This window comes from Flavobacterium sp. 1 (assembly GCF_002797935.1).
Lineage (GTDB): Bacteria > Bacteroidota > Bacteroidia > Flavobacteriales > Flavobacteriaceae > Flavobacterium.
The window spans coordinates 475,163-494,558 of record NZ_PGER01000001.1 but is presented as its reverse complement, the minus strand read 5'-3'; the positions used below and the strand labels follow the sequence as shown (position 1 = coordinate 494,558).

The 19,396-nt window shown below is 35.6% G+C and carries 9 protein-coding genes; 2 read left to right on the top strand and 7 right to left on the bottom strand.

What is annotated here, in order from left to right:
• Positions 1-91 precede the first annotated feature (91 nt).
• The 7 genes from CLU83_RS02200 to CLU83_RS02170 form a co-directional block, all read right to left on the bottom strand.
• A complete protein-coding gene (locus CLU83_RS02200) occupies positions 92-1,675 on the bottom strand; it encodes a glycoside hydrolase (RefSeq protein ID WP_100430109.1) in 1,584 nt (527 codons plus the stop codon).
• Between the two features lie 117 nt (positions 1,676-1,792).
• Positions 1,793-4,621 carry a LamG-like jellyroll fold domain-containing protein gene (locus tag CLU83_RS02195; RefSeq protein WP_100430108.1) on the bottom strand — a complete coding sequence of 943 codons (2,829 nt, stop codon included), beginning with the start codon at positions 4,619-4,621 and terminating at the stop codon, positions 1,793-1,795.
• Between the two features lie 190 nt (positions 4,622-4,811).
• On the bottom strand, positions 4,812-6,455 hold the full coding sequence (locus tag CLU83_RS02190; RefSeq protein WP_100430107.1) for a glycoside hydrolase: 1,644 nt from the start codon (positions 6,453-6,455) through the stop codon (positions 4,812-4,814).
• A gap of 1 nt (position 6,456) precedes the next feature.
• Positions 6,457-8,064, bottom strand: coding sequence for a RagB/SusD family nutrient uptake outer membrane protein (locus tag CLU83_RS02185; protein WP_100430106.1), 1,608 nt, complete (start codon positions 8,062-8,064; stop codon positions 6,457-6,459).
• 11 nt (positions 8,065-8,075) lie between these two features.
• Positions 8,076-11,108: a TonB-dependent receptor gene (locus tag CLU83_RS02180; protein ID WP_100430105.1), complete on the bottom strand. Its 3,033-nt coding sequence runs from the start codon at positions 11,106-11,108 to the stop codon at positions 8,076-8,078.
• Positions 11,109-11,248: 140 nt separating this feature from the next.
• A complete protein-coding gene (locus CLU83_RS02175; RefSeq protein WP_100430104.1) occupies positions 11,249-12,643 on the bottom strand; it encodes a hypothetical protein in 1,395 nt (464 codons plus the stop codon).
• Positions 12,644-13,468: 825 nt separating this feature from the next.
• Positions 13,469-17,542 (bottom strand): hybrid sensor histidine kinase/response regulator transcription factor, encoded by a 4,074-nt coding sequence (locus tag CLU83_RS02170; protein WP_100430103.1) that lies wholly within the window; start codon positions 17,540-17,542, stop codon positions 13,469-13,471.
• A gap of 304 nt (positions 17,543-17,846) precedes the next feature.
• Between CLU83_RS02170 and CLU83_RS02165 the strand changes: the two genes are divergently transcribed.
• Positions 17,847-18,407, top strand: a complete 561-nt coding sequence (locus CLU83_RS02165) for a 2'-5' RNA ligase family protein (RefSeq protein ID WP_100430102.1) — start codon at positions 17,847-17,849, stop codon at positions 18,405-18,407.
• A 138-nt stretch (positions 18,408-18,545) separates the two neighbouring features.
• Positions 18,546-19,271 carry a DUF4386 domain-containing protein gene (locus tag CLU83_RS02160; protein ID WP_100430101.1) on the top strand — a complete coding sequence of 242 codons (726 nt, stop codon included), beginning with the start codon at positions 18,546-18,548 and terminating at the stop codon, positions 19,269-19,271.
• Positions 19,272-19,396 lie beyond the last annotated feature (125 nt).

Here is a 19,396-nt window from a genome sequence, read left to right as displayed (position 1 = left end):
TATATCCAAACAAACCAACATTATAAAAAAAGTCTACAAATTATGAATCCCTCAATTATCTGAAAACTTTAAAATAAACTTAAATTATACCTTATTTGAATTCTCCCACGAATGTTACAACTGATCTCGCCGGAACTACCAAATTATCAATCTTTTGAATATCGAATCTTTTTAAATTGGAACTTTCGGAAGTAACATACGGAGTCAGCTCATTATTTTTCAGCGTTCCTTTTGTTAAATTAAAAGCATACTTCTGATCCGATTTGCCACAATTTACAGCAACAACAACCAGTTTTTTATTTGCAGTATCTTTATAAGCTGTAAGCATCACATCATTAGCAGCTCCCAATTCATCCTGATTAGGAACATCAATTCTTAGCATTCCCGGGCGCACAAACAATGAATAATTTCCTAAAGCCCAAAGCAGTTTTGAATCATGAAATTCTCCATCATTTCGAACATAATCAGGTGTTGTTCCTCCTTTGCTTTTTCCATCATCGAGATAAATCAAGCCGTCTTTATAATCTACACGGGTAATTGATGTCCACCATTGCCATGAAGCCGCATTAGCAAGGGCAATATCATTGTGTATCAAACGAGCCACAAACAAAGCTGTCTGCATACCTAAATCCCTGCCGCCTCCAGTTCCGCCTGGGATTTCAGCTTCTCCAGGATTTTCTAAAATACAGTATTCCGACTGCCAATATTTTAAACCCGGATGCTGCTTAACATTTGCAGCAATCAATTTTCGGCTTAAAACCTGTTTATCAACAGGCCAAGTTGTAAAATAACTGTGAGCCAAAATGGAATTTTTTACATTCGGCAATTTTGAAATATTGGTTTTTGAATCACCAAAAAAGTAATCGATCTGATTGTCACGATTTTCTCCATTTACATTTTCATACAAATAATTGATTTGTCCCGCCTCGGCAATAACAATTTCTGTGCTCATTTTTTGAGCTTTTAATTTTTCAGAAAGCGCCTTTGTCAAATCGTAAATTTCCTGATTGGTAGCAGGCGTTCCTTCCTGGCTGTTTTTATCGCCATTATTGGGCATCCATTCCCATTGAGGCTCATTTATTGGGCTCACGTAGTCAAACTTAATTCCTTCCTTTTTCTCTAATCCCTGAATGCTTTTTACAAAAAAATCGGCGAATTTTGGAATTGATCCTTCTTTCAGATTCAGTTTGTTTTTTTGAGTTGCAAAAGACAATCCGTTGTTTGTCATATAAACCGGAGGACTGTTTGTAAAAATCAGATACTTTTCCACACCGCGTTTTTTGGCCGCCTGCAAAAACCATCTTTGCCCTTCCTGTTTTGAAAAATCATAGGTTCCATCTGCATTCAGGAAACATTCACTACGTCTCCATTCATCAGATACCCTGCTGTTTTCCCCTTGTTCAGTACTCCCTGCCCCGAGATTGAATCTCCAGATAGAAAGTCCGATTCCTTTAGGATTACCTTCGGCATCAATTTCTTTGCTAAACAGTAAATCGGCAATGGCGTTCTTTTTTTGCTCTGGCCAGTTTTTGCCAACAAATTGGCATCTCCAAGCATCTGAACCACCAAATCCATCCATGGTCTGTACTACATTATCGGTACTAATGCTAATTGTTCGCTGTGCAAAAGAGTGCATACTCATTAGCAATACAAGCGAAACATATACCTTTTTCATTTTTTTATTCTTTGTATTAATATTATAACTATTATTAGTTTTTACGATAACCGGCAGGAGATTTTGCTTTTTAACTTGCGGGAGAATCTGTAAAAAATATCATAATCTGAGCAAAAATCAATGCCTTACAATAAATTGTTTGACTACTGATTTTTCGTCATTTTTCAATTTCAGTATATAAGTGCCAGATGGAAGATAAGAAGTATCCAGTTCAATATTTTTACTATCACTATACGTTTTGTTCATAACAATTTTTCCTTGCATATCATATACAACAAGAGCTGATGCAGTACTATTCATTTCTGCAAGCCCCATAGATAGCACCTCATTAGCAGGAACAGGCCATAACGACACATTCGCCGACCCGCCTTTGTTCATCTCATTAGAATCTACACCTAAATTGTTAGTAACCAGAGCTGCTATTTCGTTTTCAGATAATGCATAATTGTAAATCCTGAAATCGTCTATAGAGCCATTAAATAATGGATCAGCAGTATATTGGCTGCGGCCGATATAATTAAGAATTGGCTTAAAATCATTTGGACTGACAGTGGAGTTATCCAGCTGTTTTACTAATTTACCATCAACATACATTTTTAAACCTTGTGTTTTGCTTATTGTTACAGCAACATGTACCCAAGTAGAGGTGGCTAACTTGGCAGTCTCCATTTGGATCTCACCATTTGCATTCTTGATTACAAAACGTAAATTACCGCCGTAAGCATTGGTAGTTAAAAACATATTTTCATCCACACCATTTCCAAAGTCAAAAATTCGCTGCCACTCATTTCCGCCTTTCCAGTTTACCCATGCTGCGATGGTACTGTCATCATGATTAGCCACATTAGCTGGAAGCTGCAGGAAACCATTAGTGCCTTTCAACGAAATTGCTTTTGAGCCTATTTTTCCTTCAACAAAGGCAATATCACCGTATGAAGCACTGTGGTTTAATTGAATAGTTTTGTCTAATGTATTATCATCAAATTGAAAATGTGCTATAATATCTTTATTGCCTGTGGCTGTAGCCGAAGCTTCATTCGAATAAACAGAACGATTCAACGAATTATCTATTGCTTTGATTACATAAAAATAAGGCTTCCCTGTAGCAGTCGTATTGTCAACAAAAGAAGTTGTTTTTATATTTCGAGCTATTGTATTATAAGATCCACCTTTCGATTCGGCTCTAAAAACTGTATAGCCAGCAACATCTGTATCCGTACTAGGCGTCCAGTCTAACCGAATAGATGCTGTATTAGCTGTGGCTGTCAAATTACCTGGAGCACTAGGAGATACAAAATCTATAGGAACACCAATAGGGATTAAACGCCATTGCTGCTGAGTCCCGCCAGATTTTTCGGATTGTTCAATATTATCGCCTGTACTAGCAACCTGCAGACATTTTGCACTGAATCGGCTGTGAATATAAAACCATCCATCTTCGACATAATCCAAATACCATTGCTGGTTTGCCGATTTAAGATCATTCCAAACAACAATATTTCCCCCATCTTCTAACGAAAAATTATAGATATCCAGAGACATGCCACTATGCTGTGCAGTTATTGTAAAATAGCTGAAATCACCGCCAATCCTAGAATCGACTGGAGTTACATTCCATTGCTGATATGCTACACTTGAATTATAATTGTATTGCCGAATGTTTGAGCCTGCATTATAAGAGCCATTCTCTACTTCCAATACTTTTCCGCTTTTGCGATTTACTAATATATAACGGCCATTAATAACCGGCTGTATATCATCACCCCAAGTAATATTAACAACTCTTTCGGCATTGGTTTGTCCCTTTTGGTAGCCAGTACCCCCGGGCAGTTGCATCGTATATTCACGTTGTGGGCCATAACCATCAAAATAAACCTCTTTGTCTTTTGATATAAAACGGTACGAAGTGGCTACAGCCTGTCGTTCAGAAGTTCCTCCAAATGCCTGTACGTTGCCTTGGCTTGTTTTATAAACTGCGGCGGCTGTCCACTTTGGACGATTTTCTGCATAAGCCAATCGTTTTCCGTTTCGGCTTGCTTTTACAAATTCACCTCTTGCAAGTTCGGCAGTACCCCACCATATTCCAGTCTGCATACCGTATTGGATACCAACTATTGCTTCCATTACATTGTGTAATTCATCTGCGGTAGCATGCTTGCCGTCACTTCGGACTTTCTCAAAAAAACTTGCATAACCATCAAATCCACCGGCAAGCTGATGGGTGTTTCCTTCATCTAAATTAGACTTTAACTGGTCATACCAATTATGAGCCAGATCGCAATTGAGCGTATTTCCTCCCGAAACACGGATAGCAGAAAAATAAGGGTTAGTCTTTAGACGAGCAGCAATATCATTAAAGTTTGAAACAGTACCCTGCCCCCATCCATTATCTGGTTCATTAAAGGGCGCTACAGATACTACGGTTCTCCCTTTTCCCTGAGCATATTTTGTACTTGCGTAAATCAGCTGTTCCCAGCGTGCAGCATACACAGCACGGTCTGCAGGACTAAACCAAGAAGCTACAAAAGGATGGTCACAATTGAATGCCACTTTTGTGTTTTCTCCTGTCAAAGCCACAAGAGCAAGACGTTTGTCCAGCCAATCTGTTTGACTGCTGTACGTTTTTCCATCCGATCCTACATAGTTTCCGCTTTGAAATTCACCATTAACCAGTTCACGAGTAGGCTGAAATGATATTCTTACAATATCAACATTTTCTTTGCCCATAAAAGATACGCCTCTACGCATATTATTTTCATCAGGCCAAGCGGTATCAAGTCCCCATGTAACAGGAGCTGAAATACCATTATCCAAAACACTAAATGGCACTGTGTTATCTGTAATAGGCTGTGCTATTAAGTTATCACTTGTGCTAGATTGTGCATTTATGTTTATTATTCCAAATCCTAACAATAAAACCCCTAATAGGAAATATTTTTGTCTCATGATTGTCAATTGTTTTTCACTTATTTTAACTTATATCAGATCCATGCAAATTGCAGCTCACAAATAGCATGTACAATATGACAGCTAATTATATATCTTTTTTTTTGCCCTGCCTTTTTTGCCCCTAACAACTCTAATTCATGAAATTAGGGGTAAAAAAAGCAAAACAAAGTTCTATCCAAAAAACATTTTATTTGTAGCTACCAACGTATGTTACAACTGATCTTGCTCCTATCTCAAAACTTGTCGCATCTACATCAGTTCCTTTTTTCAGACTTTTGGTATCTGAAGTCGTATATGGTGTAAATTTATTGTTAGTCAGAGTCCCTCCTGAAAGATTCAGTTTGTACGTTCTGGCAGTACTGCTGAAATTTACAGCAACGATTACCAGTTTTTTAGCAGTTGCATCTTTGTAAGCAGTGAGCATTACATCAGTAGCTGCTGCAGCATTATCCAATCCTGGGATCTGAACTCGTACCATTCCCGGTTTGACAAAGAATGAGAAATTCCCTAAAGCCCAAAGAGTTTTGGATTCCCTAACGAAACCGTCATTTTTACAATAATTAGCATTTCCGGCTCCTTTCGATGCGCCGTCATCTACGTGAATCAGACCGTCTTTATAATCACCACGGCTAATTGCTGTCCACCACTGCCATGAAGTAACACCTCCAATAGAAATGTCTGTACTAATAATACGGGCTGTCCACAGCGCTAACTGTATTCCCAAGTCTCTTCCAGGACCACCACCGCCTATCAATTCAGAAGTTCCAGGGCTTTCAAGAACACAATATTCAGAAGACCAAAGACTAAGTCCCGGAGCTGTCATAATTTTTGAAGCGGCCAATTGTCTTGATGTAATAAGCTCATTCAATGGCCAAGCCTGCCAATAACTGTGACCAGATATTGTTTTCTTCACATTGCTCATTGAAGCAATATTTTTTGTAGAATTTGGTCCAAAGAAATAATCAATCTGACCCGATCTGCTGGCTGTACTGCTCACCGTTTTATACAATGGCTCATAAGCTCCTGCTTCTCCTACAACAATTTGGGAACTAAGTCCTTTTGTCTGCAGTTTTGGAGATAAAACAGATACCAAATTGTAAATATTTGCGTTTGTAGCAGGCGAACCTTCCTGGTTTGTTCCGTCCCACTCATATTGCGGTTCATTGAAAGGGCTGATATAATCGATTGTCAAACCATGAACTGTTTTCAATTTATCAATTGAATTCACCCAAAAATCTGCCAATTCAGGCATTTTACCGTCTTTCAGATTGTAAAACTCTTTAATGCTTGCGTGTGCTTTACCATTATTCGTTAAATAAACAGGAGCACTATTGGCGAAAGCCAATAACTTTTCAACTCCTCGTGCTTTAGCCGCTTTCATAAACCATATTTGTCCAGCCTGCTTGGTCATATCATAAGTAACACCATCAGCAGTAAAACATTCGGTACGTCTCCATTCATCTCCAATATCACTTGCATCCCCCTGCTCTGTACTTCCAGCACCAAGATTAAAACGCCATAATGACAATCCGATTCCTTTTGGATTTCCATCAGCATCTACATCTTTACTGAATAATAAATCAGCGATATTGTTTCTTTTATCCTGAGGCCAGTTTTTACCAATAAAATTACACTGCCAAGCATCAGATGCTCCAAAACTTTCCATTGTCTGAAGATTTGCATCAAGATTCACATTCAGATCTCTTGTGGTAGGATTAACAGGCTGTGGATCATCTGTATTATCAGAAGAACTGCAGCTAATGAACGGTGAACTGATTAAAAGCAAGCCCGCAAATAGCAGGCTTACTTTATAGTTTTTAATATTACTCATATTAGTAACCAGGATTTTGTGTAATTAAACCACCACTTAAATCTATTTCCAATTGAGGAATTGGCCATAATAAATTTTTAGCAGGGTTAAAATTGATTCCTTTGTCTTGCGCTTCTTTCAAATTAGTAGTTTCATAAGGATCAGTAGAACTCAAGTTGTATTTAACAAAAGTTCCGTTGGCTCCCATCAAAGACTCTATAACCGGTCTTCCAGTGCTTGGATCTTTCTCACGACGGATATCAAATAAACGTAATCCTTCGAAAGCCAATTCTAAACGACGCTCTTTATAGATTTGTCGCAATAAATTTGGACCTGCCATACCTACTTTAGCGTCAAGTTTTACACGGGCTCTGATAATATTGATATCTGCCAAAGCTCCTCCAGCATCACCTAATTGATAAGCTGCTTCTGCTCTTGTCAAATACATTTCGGCCAAACGAATCAATGGCACATTCAATGGTAATTTACCGTCTTTTTTGTCCAAAGCACGGCGAGTCGCTATAGGAATATAATATTTACGGCAGATACGTCCTGATTTATTATCGTTCAAACTGAATTTATGCGTTGGGTTCAGCACCTCATCACCATAAGCAGCTTCACCCCATTTAGTGATTGTGCTTCTGCGGCGTATCACATCATTTTCAGAAATATAAGCATTCTCCAAGTCGCTGGTTGGCATACACCATCCCCAGCCGTCAATAACATCTTTAGCATCATTGCTTGGGAAATTTTTCTTGTCTTCGCCTCTTGCTCCTGAGAAAGTAGGTAACATGGATCCTAAATTCTTATCCTGTACAGAAGATGATTGAGCCTCTAAAATTGATTCAACACCATTGTGATTATTCACATTCCAGATGTTCAAGAAATCTGCTTCAAGAGCGTAAGGCCCTTCAGTAATAACTTTGTTTGAATATTGTTTTGCTTCGGCCCATTTTCCTTGAAACAAAGATACACGAGCTAATAAAGCATAAGCTGCCCATTTGTTTACTCTTCCGTTTCTGTCAACTGGAATAGTTTCTAATTTTGCTGCAGATTCTTTAAGATCGGCCTCAATTTGAGCATAAACAGTAGCAGCAGGACTGCGCTGTAATTTCAAATCAGCAGTTCCAAGAGATGTTGTATATAATGGAACATCTCCAAAAAGATTTACCAATTCATAGTAGCAATAGGCACGAATAAACAATGATTCACCTACATATTGATTTTTCTGCGTATCAGAAAGCGGTGACAAAGCCATTTTTTCTAAACCAGTATTAGCCGATTGAATGGTATAATAATGAGCTGTATAAATACTGTTCATCGATCCCATGTTTTCAGGCGTAACAATGTACTGCGCACAAGGTCTGAAAGCACCGCTGTCCTGTCCTGTATTACCCATCCAAGCATCATCTGTAGCTGTTTCGTTTGTCAATCTTGGCGCGAGTAATGCATACCAATCATTTGTCAGCAATAATCTGTGCGTTAATTCATTTACATAGTTTTCGCATTCTGTTGCTGTTTGAAAGTAGTTCTCTAAAGTTTGCTTTCCTCTTTGTTCTTTATCGATAAAATCTTCACAAGAAACTGCAAATACAGCAAAAGCTAGTACTGATAATATTATTTTTTTCATGTTCTTTTTTATTAAAATCCTACATTAAGCCCCATCAATATTGTTGGCTGCACTGGATAATTCCATCCTCCAAAACCTGCTCCTTTAACTCTGTCTCCTTTATCAGGATCTCCTCCTGCAACTTCAGGGTCAACACCTGTATAATTTGTTACAGTCCATAAATTTTGACCTGATATAGACAATCTAAGTCTGTCCAATCCAAATTGGTTAAGGAATGTATATCCAATCTGAAGGTTTTTCATACGCATGTATGATCCGTCTTCAACATACAATGATGAGAATTTTGTAAAGTTTTCGTTGTTGTCATTTTTAGACAGACGAGGCACATAATTAGATGTTCCTTCTCCATGCCAAGCCATATCTTCAAGTCCTGCAACTTTGTTAGTCAAGCTAGCACCATTATATAAGTCAGAAATATTTTGATTTACAATGTCATTTCCAATACTTGCATAGAAGTTAGCAATCAAATCAAACCCTTTATAAGCAAAATTAAAATTCAATCCCATTGTGTATTTCGCCCATGGAGAACCAATTTTTGTTCTGTCTTTATCATCCAGTTTACCGTCACCGTTAACATCTTTAAAACGGATATCTCCCACTTGAGCATACTGTTGCAATTTAGTTCCATGATTATCTGTATGAGAATTCAGTTCTGTTTGATTTTGGAACAAACCATCAGCTACATATCCGTAAAAGTATCCAGGTTCATCACCTTCAACAGTTAAGGTTCTGTTACTAGATCCATATAACTTTTCACCATCAGCTGATAATGAAATCATATCAACGTTAACAGTCGTAAAAGTAAAATCTGCACCATAAGAGAAATTACCTTTTTTATCTTTATAAGACAAAAGCAAATCAATACCATTAGATTTCATAGAACCAACGTTTGTCCACATAGTTGAATAATCTGGAAATCCACTGTAAGTTGGAAACTGTTTCTTGAACAACATATCTTTTGTTGTTTTTTCATAGTATTCTAATGTTCCAGAAAATTTGTTTTTAAACAATCCAAAATCAAGACCAAAATTCATATCTTCAACAGTTTCCCATTTGATATCTTTGTTAGCCATAGAAGAAGGATAAGAAGTATCTACAACTTCACCTCCAATAACATAATAACCTTGCCCAATATTTGACTGATAAACAGCGTCTGGTAAATTTTGATTTCCTACTCTACCCCATCCTGCTTTTAAACTAAGATTATTTATTACAGACTTTGTGTTTTCCATAAATCCTTCATTAGAAATTCTCCAAGAGGCAGAAGCAGCAGGAAAATTTGCCCATTTGTTATTAGCCATAAATTTTGAAGAACCATCACGTCTGAATGAACCAGTCAAGTAATATTTACTGTCGTAGTTATAAGAAAGACGTGAAAGATATGACTGCAAAGAGCTAGACCAGCTATTTCCTCCACTGTTACGGTTTTTAGTAGCTGCATTAACCTCTCTCATCAAATCAGAATTATTTGGCACTCCTTCTCCATAACCCCAAACATCATTCCCATTGTACTCTTCCATTGTAGCTCCTACCATCAAAGAAACATTGTGTTTTTCTGCAAATGTTTTGTTATAGGTCGCTGTCGTTTGCCAAGTCCAGTCATGATTAGTAGTGTTTTTTCTTTCAACACTATTGATTTCTGCTTTTTCGTGTGCTGCATCAATTACGAAGTCCGGTCTAAAAATACTTTGTGTTTTATCACCTACTTCAATAGATCCTTGTGTACGGAAAACCAAACCTTTAATTGGTTCATATTGTAAATATGCATTGGTATTCAAATTATACTGATCGGTATAGTCATCGTATCTCGCTACTGAGGCAACAGGATTCCAAACAAACGATGGAGAACGCGCATAGATGCTGTATTCATTTTCCGTTCCATTCAATTGATCTGCTGGTTTGTAAATTGGCGTAATTGGATCAATTTTATCAAAATCAGCCCAGTTCCCTGGTGAACCCCAAGTTTCAAAACGCGGATTTAAAGTGATGCCTACAGAAACTTTATCAGAAAATTTGAAATCATTAGCAATTCTTGCAGTAATTCTTTCCCATCCTCCAACTCCGTAAAAAGAGTCCGATTTATAATAGTTCAAACTTGCAGCATAAGTATTTTTTTCAGAACCTCCAGTTACTCCTATAGAAGCATTTGTCACTGGTGAAGCTTTTTTGATTCCAGTACCCCACCAATCAGTAGTTTTACCTCTGTATTGCTCAGCATTTGGCAAATACTCAGAATATCCAGAATTAGTATATGCTTTGTTCATAATAGTCGCATAGCTTTCAGCACTTGACATATTATACGGATTATCCATCATTTGGAAACCATTGCTTAAATCAACATTAAACTTAGGTTTTCCAACTTTACCTCTTTTGGTAGTGATAAGGATAACACCGTTTGAAGCACGAGAACCATAAATAGCACTTGCAGAAGCATCCTTAAGCACATCCATAGATTCAATCTCATTGTTACTCAAAAAGTTGATACTGGTTCCCATTGGGACACCATCAATAACATAAAGAGGATCCGTGCTAAGGTTAAGGGTAGAAATACCACGAATCAATACTCTTGGCTGAGCTCCTGGACCTCCTTGTCCTGTAACTTGTACACCAGACACTTTACCCTGCAGTGATTCGGTAACATTACCTACTGTCATTGTTTGAAGTTCTTTCCCTTTTACAGAAGAAATTGAAGTAGTTACATCTCTCTTTTTCATTGTTCCATATCCAACAACTACCACCTCATCCAAGTTTTGTCCCACTTGTTCCAAGACAACATCTAGTGATGTCCTGTCTCCAACTGTAATTGTTTTGGTTGTAAAACCGATGAAAGAAAATTGAAGCTGAGCGTCTTTATTTGGAACGACAATAGAATATTTACCGTCAAAATCAGTAGAAGTAGAAGTTCCTGCTCCTTTCACAATGATATTCGCACCTGGTACCGGCAAGGCACTTTTGTCCTTAACAGTCCCTTTTACTGTTATCTGAGCAAATGTTGCAGCACTGCACAACACGGCTATAAATAACCATATAAATCTATATTTCATATATGTTAAATTTAATTATTAGAGGTCATATATGGTGTCGCCTTTTTTGTTATCGGTATTTGCTTCCGCAAATTTGTTTTAAATGGCGATTTCATATTCTGATATTTTATTTATTAATGTTATAACAAGGCAATAACAAATTATTTTTTTGTTATGAAAGCTCTCTCCAGTTCAGTATCAATAACAACTTTATACACACCTGGAGCTGCTGGATATTTCGCATTACCGTTTTCACCCGGTGACATAGTTGCAATACCATTTTTAATCAGTCTCCATGAAGGATTCCACCATTGACCAGTAAAAGTAGCTTCCATAGTTCCTGTTAGAGTACATTCTCCAACTAATTGATATGGATTATTTGGATTATTAGCGAAGTGCAGTCCTGTTTGAACCCAAGCATTCCATGTATCCCAGTTAGCATCTTTGATACCGCCTCCGCAAATACTTACGAAAGGTCTTCTTTGCGCTTCATCATCATGCCATAATCCATTTGCAATATCAGCCCAAACTTTACTTGTTGGCGTATATTTTGTAACTGAATAAGCTAATGTATTTGGATTTACTTTTATTTTATAGTATCCTTTTGTAGGCAGAACAATTGGCGCCGAAGCAACATCATCTTTTAAGTTTCCTCCGATCAATCCAAAACAGTGCGGTGCAAAATCAGACTCTTGCCCTAAGAAATAAACTTCTTTATTATCAGCATCAGCATAATATTTAAATTCGAAATCCTGTCCGTTTTTGTCATGGAAATACATTGGAACACCAACGGCATCTGTAGTAAGATTTGTACCTTTTGGCTGATCACATAAATAAAGAGCAGGATACTCATTGGTAGCAACCACATTAATATTTAATGTACCTGTGTTTGGTATCGCAAATTTATCTCTTGCAGTAATTGTCAATACATAATTAGCGGCAGTTACCGGCAATGTATACGTTTTATTGAAAGTATATGATTGAGGCGAACCTGTTAATTGTACTGTTTCATCAATACCTAAAGCAACACATTTTACTTGAACAAAATCGATACCTGAATTATCATTAACAGTGAAATTCACAGGCATTTTATTGCTTGTTGACAATAAAACAACAGCTCCTTCTTTTGGAGTTATCATTGTTATGGCAGGAGCATCAAACTCTCCGTCTAAACGCAGATTAATATCCTGATCAACTGAGTTATTAGAAACGTCTGTTACTGTCAGTTTAATTTTAAAAGCCTCTGATGTTCCTCTATCAGCAGGGATTTCAAAAAAGTAGCTCAAATCATAAGTTGTTACCAAAGGCTCTGTTCCTAATGAGATTACTTTATCTAACGACAGTTCCGGTATTTGAATTCGTACACTTCTTAATCCTAAATCATCAGCCAAAGCAGCTTTAATTTCAAATTTTCTGTTAGGAGCACCATATATTTCTGTTGTGCCTACAGCTAGCGTAGGTTTTTCTGATGTTGGAAAATCGTCTTTATTATCTTGACATCCTGTAAAAAGGACTGCAAAAAAAGCAAGAAAAAATAAAAATTTAATTTTTTTCATTTCTTTAATTTTAAAGGTTATTTATTGGTTTTGTTTTTTTTGTAATTATTTAAACATAAACAAGACGGATTGTTTTTGTCGGATTTAATAAATCAAAAAATAATTATGGGATCCAATAACTTTTTTGATTTTAAGTGTTCCTCAATATTCTGCAATAAACTATTGCTGTAAGGAAATTTTTTTTGTTTTTTTTCATACGGGTTTTTTTAGATTAATTGTTAGGGTTTTTGGTTATTTATAAGTGTTTATTTTACATTTTTTAATTTTAAGAAAAAAATATTTGATAGAGCTGATAAACTAAGTTGCTAACAGATTATACAAATAATGTTTTTAATTAAGTATTCCTTTTTAATATTCCATCCTTTGACAGATTCTGGTAATCGATTCAAAATTTATTATAGGTTACGAAAACGATTTTTATTTTTATTTAACGTACTCCTAAAATATACTATTAACAAAACTTATTAAATTGATAATAATATAACGTTGTAGTAACTATAAGTGCAAAGTAATGACTACTTCCAAAGTTTTAGGAGGGGTAAATTGGAAAAAAAAGGAGGGTAAAATTGCAATTAGATATTTTTTAACTAATAAAAATACGAAATGATAAAAAATAACAGCTTATTTTTAAATGATATGTAATTATTGTTTTACACTTTCACCAGATTCATATTTTTGAAATAATGATATAAATTTGAAAAAACAAGGTTATAATTACCTTCATACTTAAATGATGCATCACTATTTTAACGGAATCAAAAAATAAATCGTGAAATGAAATCTTTAAAAATACAATTAGGAATTACTTCCCCTCCGATTTAAATATTAGTTGATAATATTTAAATCAGAGTTAAAAGAGTTTTTGTATTTCTTGATGTACTCTGAAGGCGTTATTCCAAAAAGCTTGACAAATTGCTGTCTGAAATATTTTGGATCTTCAAAACCTACCTCAACACTTGCCTGAGCAATATTCATGTTTTCGGTAAGCATTAACATCGCTGCTCTTCTTATACGTATAGAACGTATAAATGCATTTAGGGTTTGCCCGGAAATGATTTTAATTTTAGTATACAGCGTTCTATGGCTCATTCCCATTTCGGCAGCAAAATTTTTAATCGTAAAATCACGCTTGTGAATATTGGTCTCTATAATAAGAATACATTTTTTTAGAATTTCCTGGTATTCGGCAGGAACCTTTTGGGTATTCTCTTTTAAAGTAATACTGTCCAAAAAATACGTTCTTAAATTACTGCGGCTTTTTAATAATGATTCAACACGGGCAACAAGCAAATCATCATCAAATGGCTTGGTTATGTAATCATCTGCTCCATCACTTATTCCCTGCAGATGTGTTTCTGGATTTTTGGATGCGGTTAACAATATTACAGGAATATGAGACAGACTACTGTTCTCTTTAATTTTTCGGCATAATTCAAGTCCGTCCATCACATCCATAGCGATATCACTGATAACCAAATCCGGCATGTGTTTTTTGGTCAATTTTAAACCTTCCTCCCCATTATCTGCACTATATATTATATGAGTATCCGAAAAAAGACGAATCAAATAATTTCTGATATCCGTATTGTCATCTATAATCAAAAGTGTTCTTTTATCAGTCAGCATCACTTTGTGCAGTTCATGTTCAGAAACTGATTGCACTGCAACATCAGTAATCTCTTCAATATCGTCTGTCATTAATTCTTCGACTAACGGGCTCAATTTTGGAGTAACTATGTTAATGTGCAGATCATCAAAATGATCCTGCCCTTTTAAGAAAGTTAATTTAAATGTGCTTCCTTTTCCTATTTCGCTGGTACAGCTTACTGTCCCTTTATGTTTTTCGACAAAATATCTAACGATGTAAAGCCCTATTCCAAAACCGGAACTTCCGCCAACGGGAACCTTGGAATTCACTCTTTTAAATTTCTCAAAAATAGTTTCCAAGTCATTCGTTGCAATTCCTGTCCCGTTATCCAAAACCTCTATAATTACATCGGTTTCAGTTTCAGATAAATTAAGGCTGATTTCTCCTCCAACTGGGGTGAATTTGAACGCATTGGAAATCAAATTAAACAAGGAAATCTCAATTTTTTCGTAATCACCTATTATTTCAATATTGTTTTCCGGTATCTGGAAAGTATAATCAATATTTTTGTCCTTTGCCTGATTTACAAAACACTGATGTATTTCATAGCAAAGATTATTCACATTTATTACAGACATCTTGAGTTCATCGGCATCATTTTCAGCTTTGCGAAAAAGCAGCAGCTGATCTACTAAACTCAAAAGCCTTTTAGCATTTCTATGCGCAATTACTAAATCACTTACCGAAGAACTATTTTCGGTATGACCATTTTTAATGGCCTTTTTTAACGGATTTATAATCAATGACAAAGGCGTGCGGAACTCATGAGAAATGTACGTGAACATTGATGACTGCTTCTCGGCAATTTCCTTTTCTTTGATTCTTTCTAATTCTGCAATTTTTACTTTATACTTTAATTTTTCTTTGTTTTTATTGTATCTGATGTAGCCATAAATAATTCCTGCTCCCGCCAATAAATAAAAGCTGTATGCCCACCACGATCTATACCATGGCGGTGAAACAATAACCGTAATAAGACTTTCCTCTTTATTCCAGCCTCCTCTAAAATTTGTTGTTTTAACTTTAAAAACATACTTGCCTTCTGCCAGTTTTGCATAATTTGCCTTTCGAGCCTGACCCACATAATTCCATCGGTCATCCCAACCGTCTAAGTAGTAGGCATAATTAATTTTATCGGCATTATTATAATCCAATGCCACAAATTCTATCGATAATGTAGTCTGATCATAAGGCAGATCCACTTCTTTGATTCTGCCGGAATCCCATCCCGAAATAAATTCGTTTTTACTTTCTTCTATAGGCTGGTTATTTAAATAAAAATCAGTCAGCAGTAAATTATTCTTCTGATTAAACTCTTTTATATCTTCTGGAAAAAAGGAGTTGAAACCATTTATTCCCCCAAATAGAAATTCCCCTGTAGATAATTTTAAACCAGCATTAAAACTAAACTGATTGCTTTGCAGTCCATCATTGACCGAAAAATTCCTGAATGTTTTACTTTTTTTATCAAATCGGCAGATTCCGTTGTAAGTGCTCATCCATAAATTCCCGTCTTTATCTTCCAGCAGTCTCAAAATCGTATTGGAAGGCAAACCATCATCTGTAGTCAGTCTTTTAAACTTATTTGTTTTTCGGTCAAACAGCAGTAATCCTCCTTCTTGTGTACCCAGCCAAAGATTTTTGTTTTTATCCTCATGTATGCATCTTATAGGATTCCCAATGAGATACTTCTTGTATTTTTTGTCTTTTTTATCTATAGCTAATAACGATGTATAATTACAGCCCCAAAACTTACCGTCACTCGCCTCAATAAGGCACTGCAGATTATCAATGGTTTTATTAAAAAGCACAAAACTGTTTTTAGTCCTGTCAAATAAATACAAAGAGCCTTCATTGGTCGCACTGGCCCAAATATCCCCATCAAAATCTTTATAGACAAACCAGATATTTTTCTCAATCTGTTTGGTAAATGGGTTATAACATGAAAAACGTGTAATACTGTTGGTTACAGGATTGATACGGTTTATACCTCCAGCCCAAGTTGACACCCAGATCTCATTATTATTATCCCTTATTATTCCGGTAATAAAATTACTGCTGATTTTATGAGACGAAGCCGCTGAAGTGCTATAAATTGTATAGGTATTATTTTTTTTGTTCCAATATTTCAAACCTGCCCCATCAGTTCCTATCCACAGATTCTTTTTTTCATCTTCGCAAAAAGACAGTATAAAATTTTCGGCAGGATCGCTGTCCTTTTCATTATATCTAATATTTTTAAAGTATTTTGGACTATTGCCTATCATGCTTATACCGCCACGCAAAGTGCCAATCCACATATTTCCCGAAACATCTTCATGCAGGCTCCATATCGAATTACTCTTCACAAGCTGTTTGCCTTTGGCCAAGCTGTATGGAACTGCTTTTTTATTTTCACCAGTCACTTTATAAATACCGCGTCCATCTGTAGTTGCCCACACTTCTTTTTTCTTGTCAATATGAATATCGGTCACCGTACAGTTAACCGGCAAATAATTGGATGATAATAAATTAGTACGTGTGTCAAAAGAATACAGCCCGTCATCTGTTCCCAGCCAAAGAACCGCATCTGCTGAAAGCTTCATGCATTTTGCTTCCATTGAAGACGAATACACTACCCTCAATCTTTTTGAATTATAATTGTACTGACAAATACCCACATTTCTTACATATACCCAGCAACGGTTATTTTTTGGATCATTTTCAAGAACCGTAGCATTATAGTTGTATAGCAGTTTATTGGATTGTTCAAGACGGAGATTCTTTCCGGTATAGGATCCTTCTTCGTAAATAAGCACTCCGAAATTTTGTGAAGCTACTAACACCTGTCCTTTTGAAACAGACCGAATCTGATGAACTATATCTTTTAAGACTTGAGCAGTATTGTTTCTTGAAACAAAAACAAGAGGATGAAAAACAGATTCTCTTTTGTCAAAAACACATGCTCCGTTTGCACCGCCAACCCATATATTTTTTTTAGAATCGCCCTCAATATTATAAATAGTATTGAACGACAAGGAATTTTTGTCATTAATCTTATTGCGGTACACTTTAAAATTATAACCGTCATATCGGTTTAATCCGTCATAAGTGCCAAACCACATAAAACCATCACTGTCCTGATAAATTGTTGTAACCGAATTATTAGACAATCCATCAGATATATCAAGAAATTTAACTGAGTATTCTTGCGAAAAACCAGTCAAAGAAAAAGCCAGTAACAGTATAAAAAGCAGTATAAAATTCTTCAAGAAAGTAGGTTTAAGAATTAATTTTTAATACGTGTAAAAAACACAATTAAACGGTCCAAATTTACCAATAACAAATAAAAACAGCGAAACAAAATGCTTATAAATTGTTTCTTTTTTATTAAAATAAGCACGCTAAGTTAGTTGGTATTTGAGTTAAAAACAAACAAAAGCTGCTTTAAACAAATCTTCCATATCCTGTCTTATACTTTTATAAGAATACTAAGATACTTAAAAAATAAATCTTAGAATTTTCTTAAATTTTTAACTTAATGACAGAAATTTTTATTTTTACAAAAAAAAATACATGGAAAAGCTATATTCCCTAGTTATTCATCCTCCGGAGGACATTCTCATTTTGGTCAAATCCATGAAAGAACAACTGGCTAACGAAGTGGGCTGGTATAATAGCAAAAACTCCGTAGGACACATTACCATCTGCGAATTTAAAGCAACCGAAACAGCAATTGAATCCATCAAAAAGCAAATAAGCACACTATGTGATTTTTTGATTCCCGCTACAGTACACTTGAACGGCTTTGGTTCCTTTTCAAACGGCGCATTTTTTATAGCTCCTGACAACGATTCAAAAAAGGATTTGAAACACATTATGAAACGATTTAACAAATCTCTTCAAATTCAGGATATGAAAAAAAGCAACAGTCCGCATCTCTCCATTGCCCGAAGATTAAGTCCCGAAAATCTAATAAAAGCGAATCAGTTATTTACCGCAATCGATTTGCATTTTGTTTGTGACAGAGTGGTTTTGCGCCAATTTGATGAGAACATAAAGCAATTTTTTGTAACCGATACTTTTCCGTTCAACAGCAATCCACAGCCTGAAACAATACAGGGAACGCTTTTTTAGGAGCTATTTAACTTTTCATTTTTTCTTGCCTTTAAAAAAATATTAGTCCAAGCTAATCATTTGAATAAAGTCTAAAAAAAACACTACCAGTAACAATTTTAAATATTGAACGTCTTACTTTGAACTAAACCACCAAATATGAAACTTTCCCTCAAAAATTTCGAAGATTCACCACAACTTTATACAAGAATAGCTGGAATACTATATCTAACAATTATAATAGCAGGCGTATTTGGAGAACTTTTGGTTAGAAATAAATTAATTGTTTATGGAGACGTAACAGCCACTGCAAACAATATCATTAATTCTGAATTTCTGTGGCGTCTTGGCATTAGCGGCGATTTGATTATGCATATTTGCGATTTGCCTGTAATGATAATTCTGTATTACCTGCTTAGACCCGTAAACAGAAAACTTGCCTTACTTAACTTGTGTTTTAATTTAATTCAAACGGCTGTTTTGGTAATCAATAAATTAAATCTTTTGGCAGCATTATTTTTCTTAGGAGATGCCGAATACTTAAAATCATTTAGCCCTGACCAACTTCATGCTTTATCCTATCTTTCGATTAAACTACATGATTTTGGTTTTGGAATCGGATTAATCTTTTTTGGATTTGTCTGTCTTTTTGAAGGATATTTATTTTTTAAATCTGGTTATTTCCCAAAAACAATTGGAGTTCTAATGTCTATTGCGGGTTTGTGCTATCTGACAAATAGTTTTGCTCTTCTTCTTGCTCCACAATTTTCAAGTATTGCATTATTAATGCCGTGTTTTATTGCAGAACTGTCACTTAGTTTATGGTTAATTTTTAAAGGAGTAAATCTGCCAATCTGGAAAACTGCAGTTAATCAAAGTTTATAAAAGGAGTGTTTTTCAATCGATCAGATAATTCTCTTTAGAAATTGATCAATTTTAGACGGATTTGGGAATAAAATAAGTTCAAAATTTAATTAACAAATAGTAATTTTTAGAGCTAACTCCAGCTA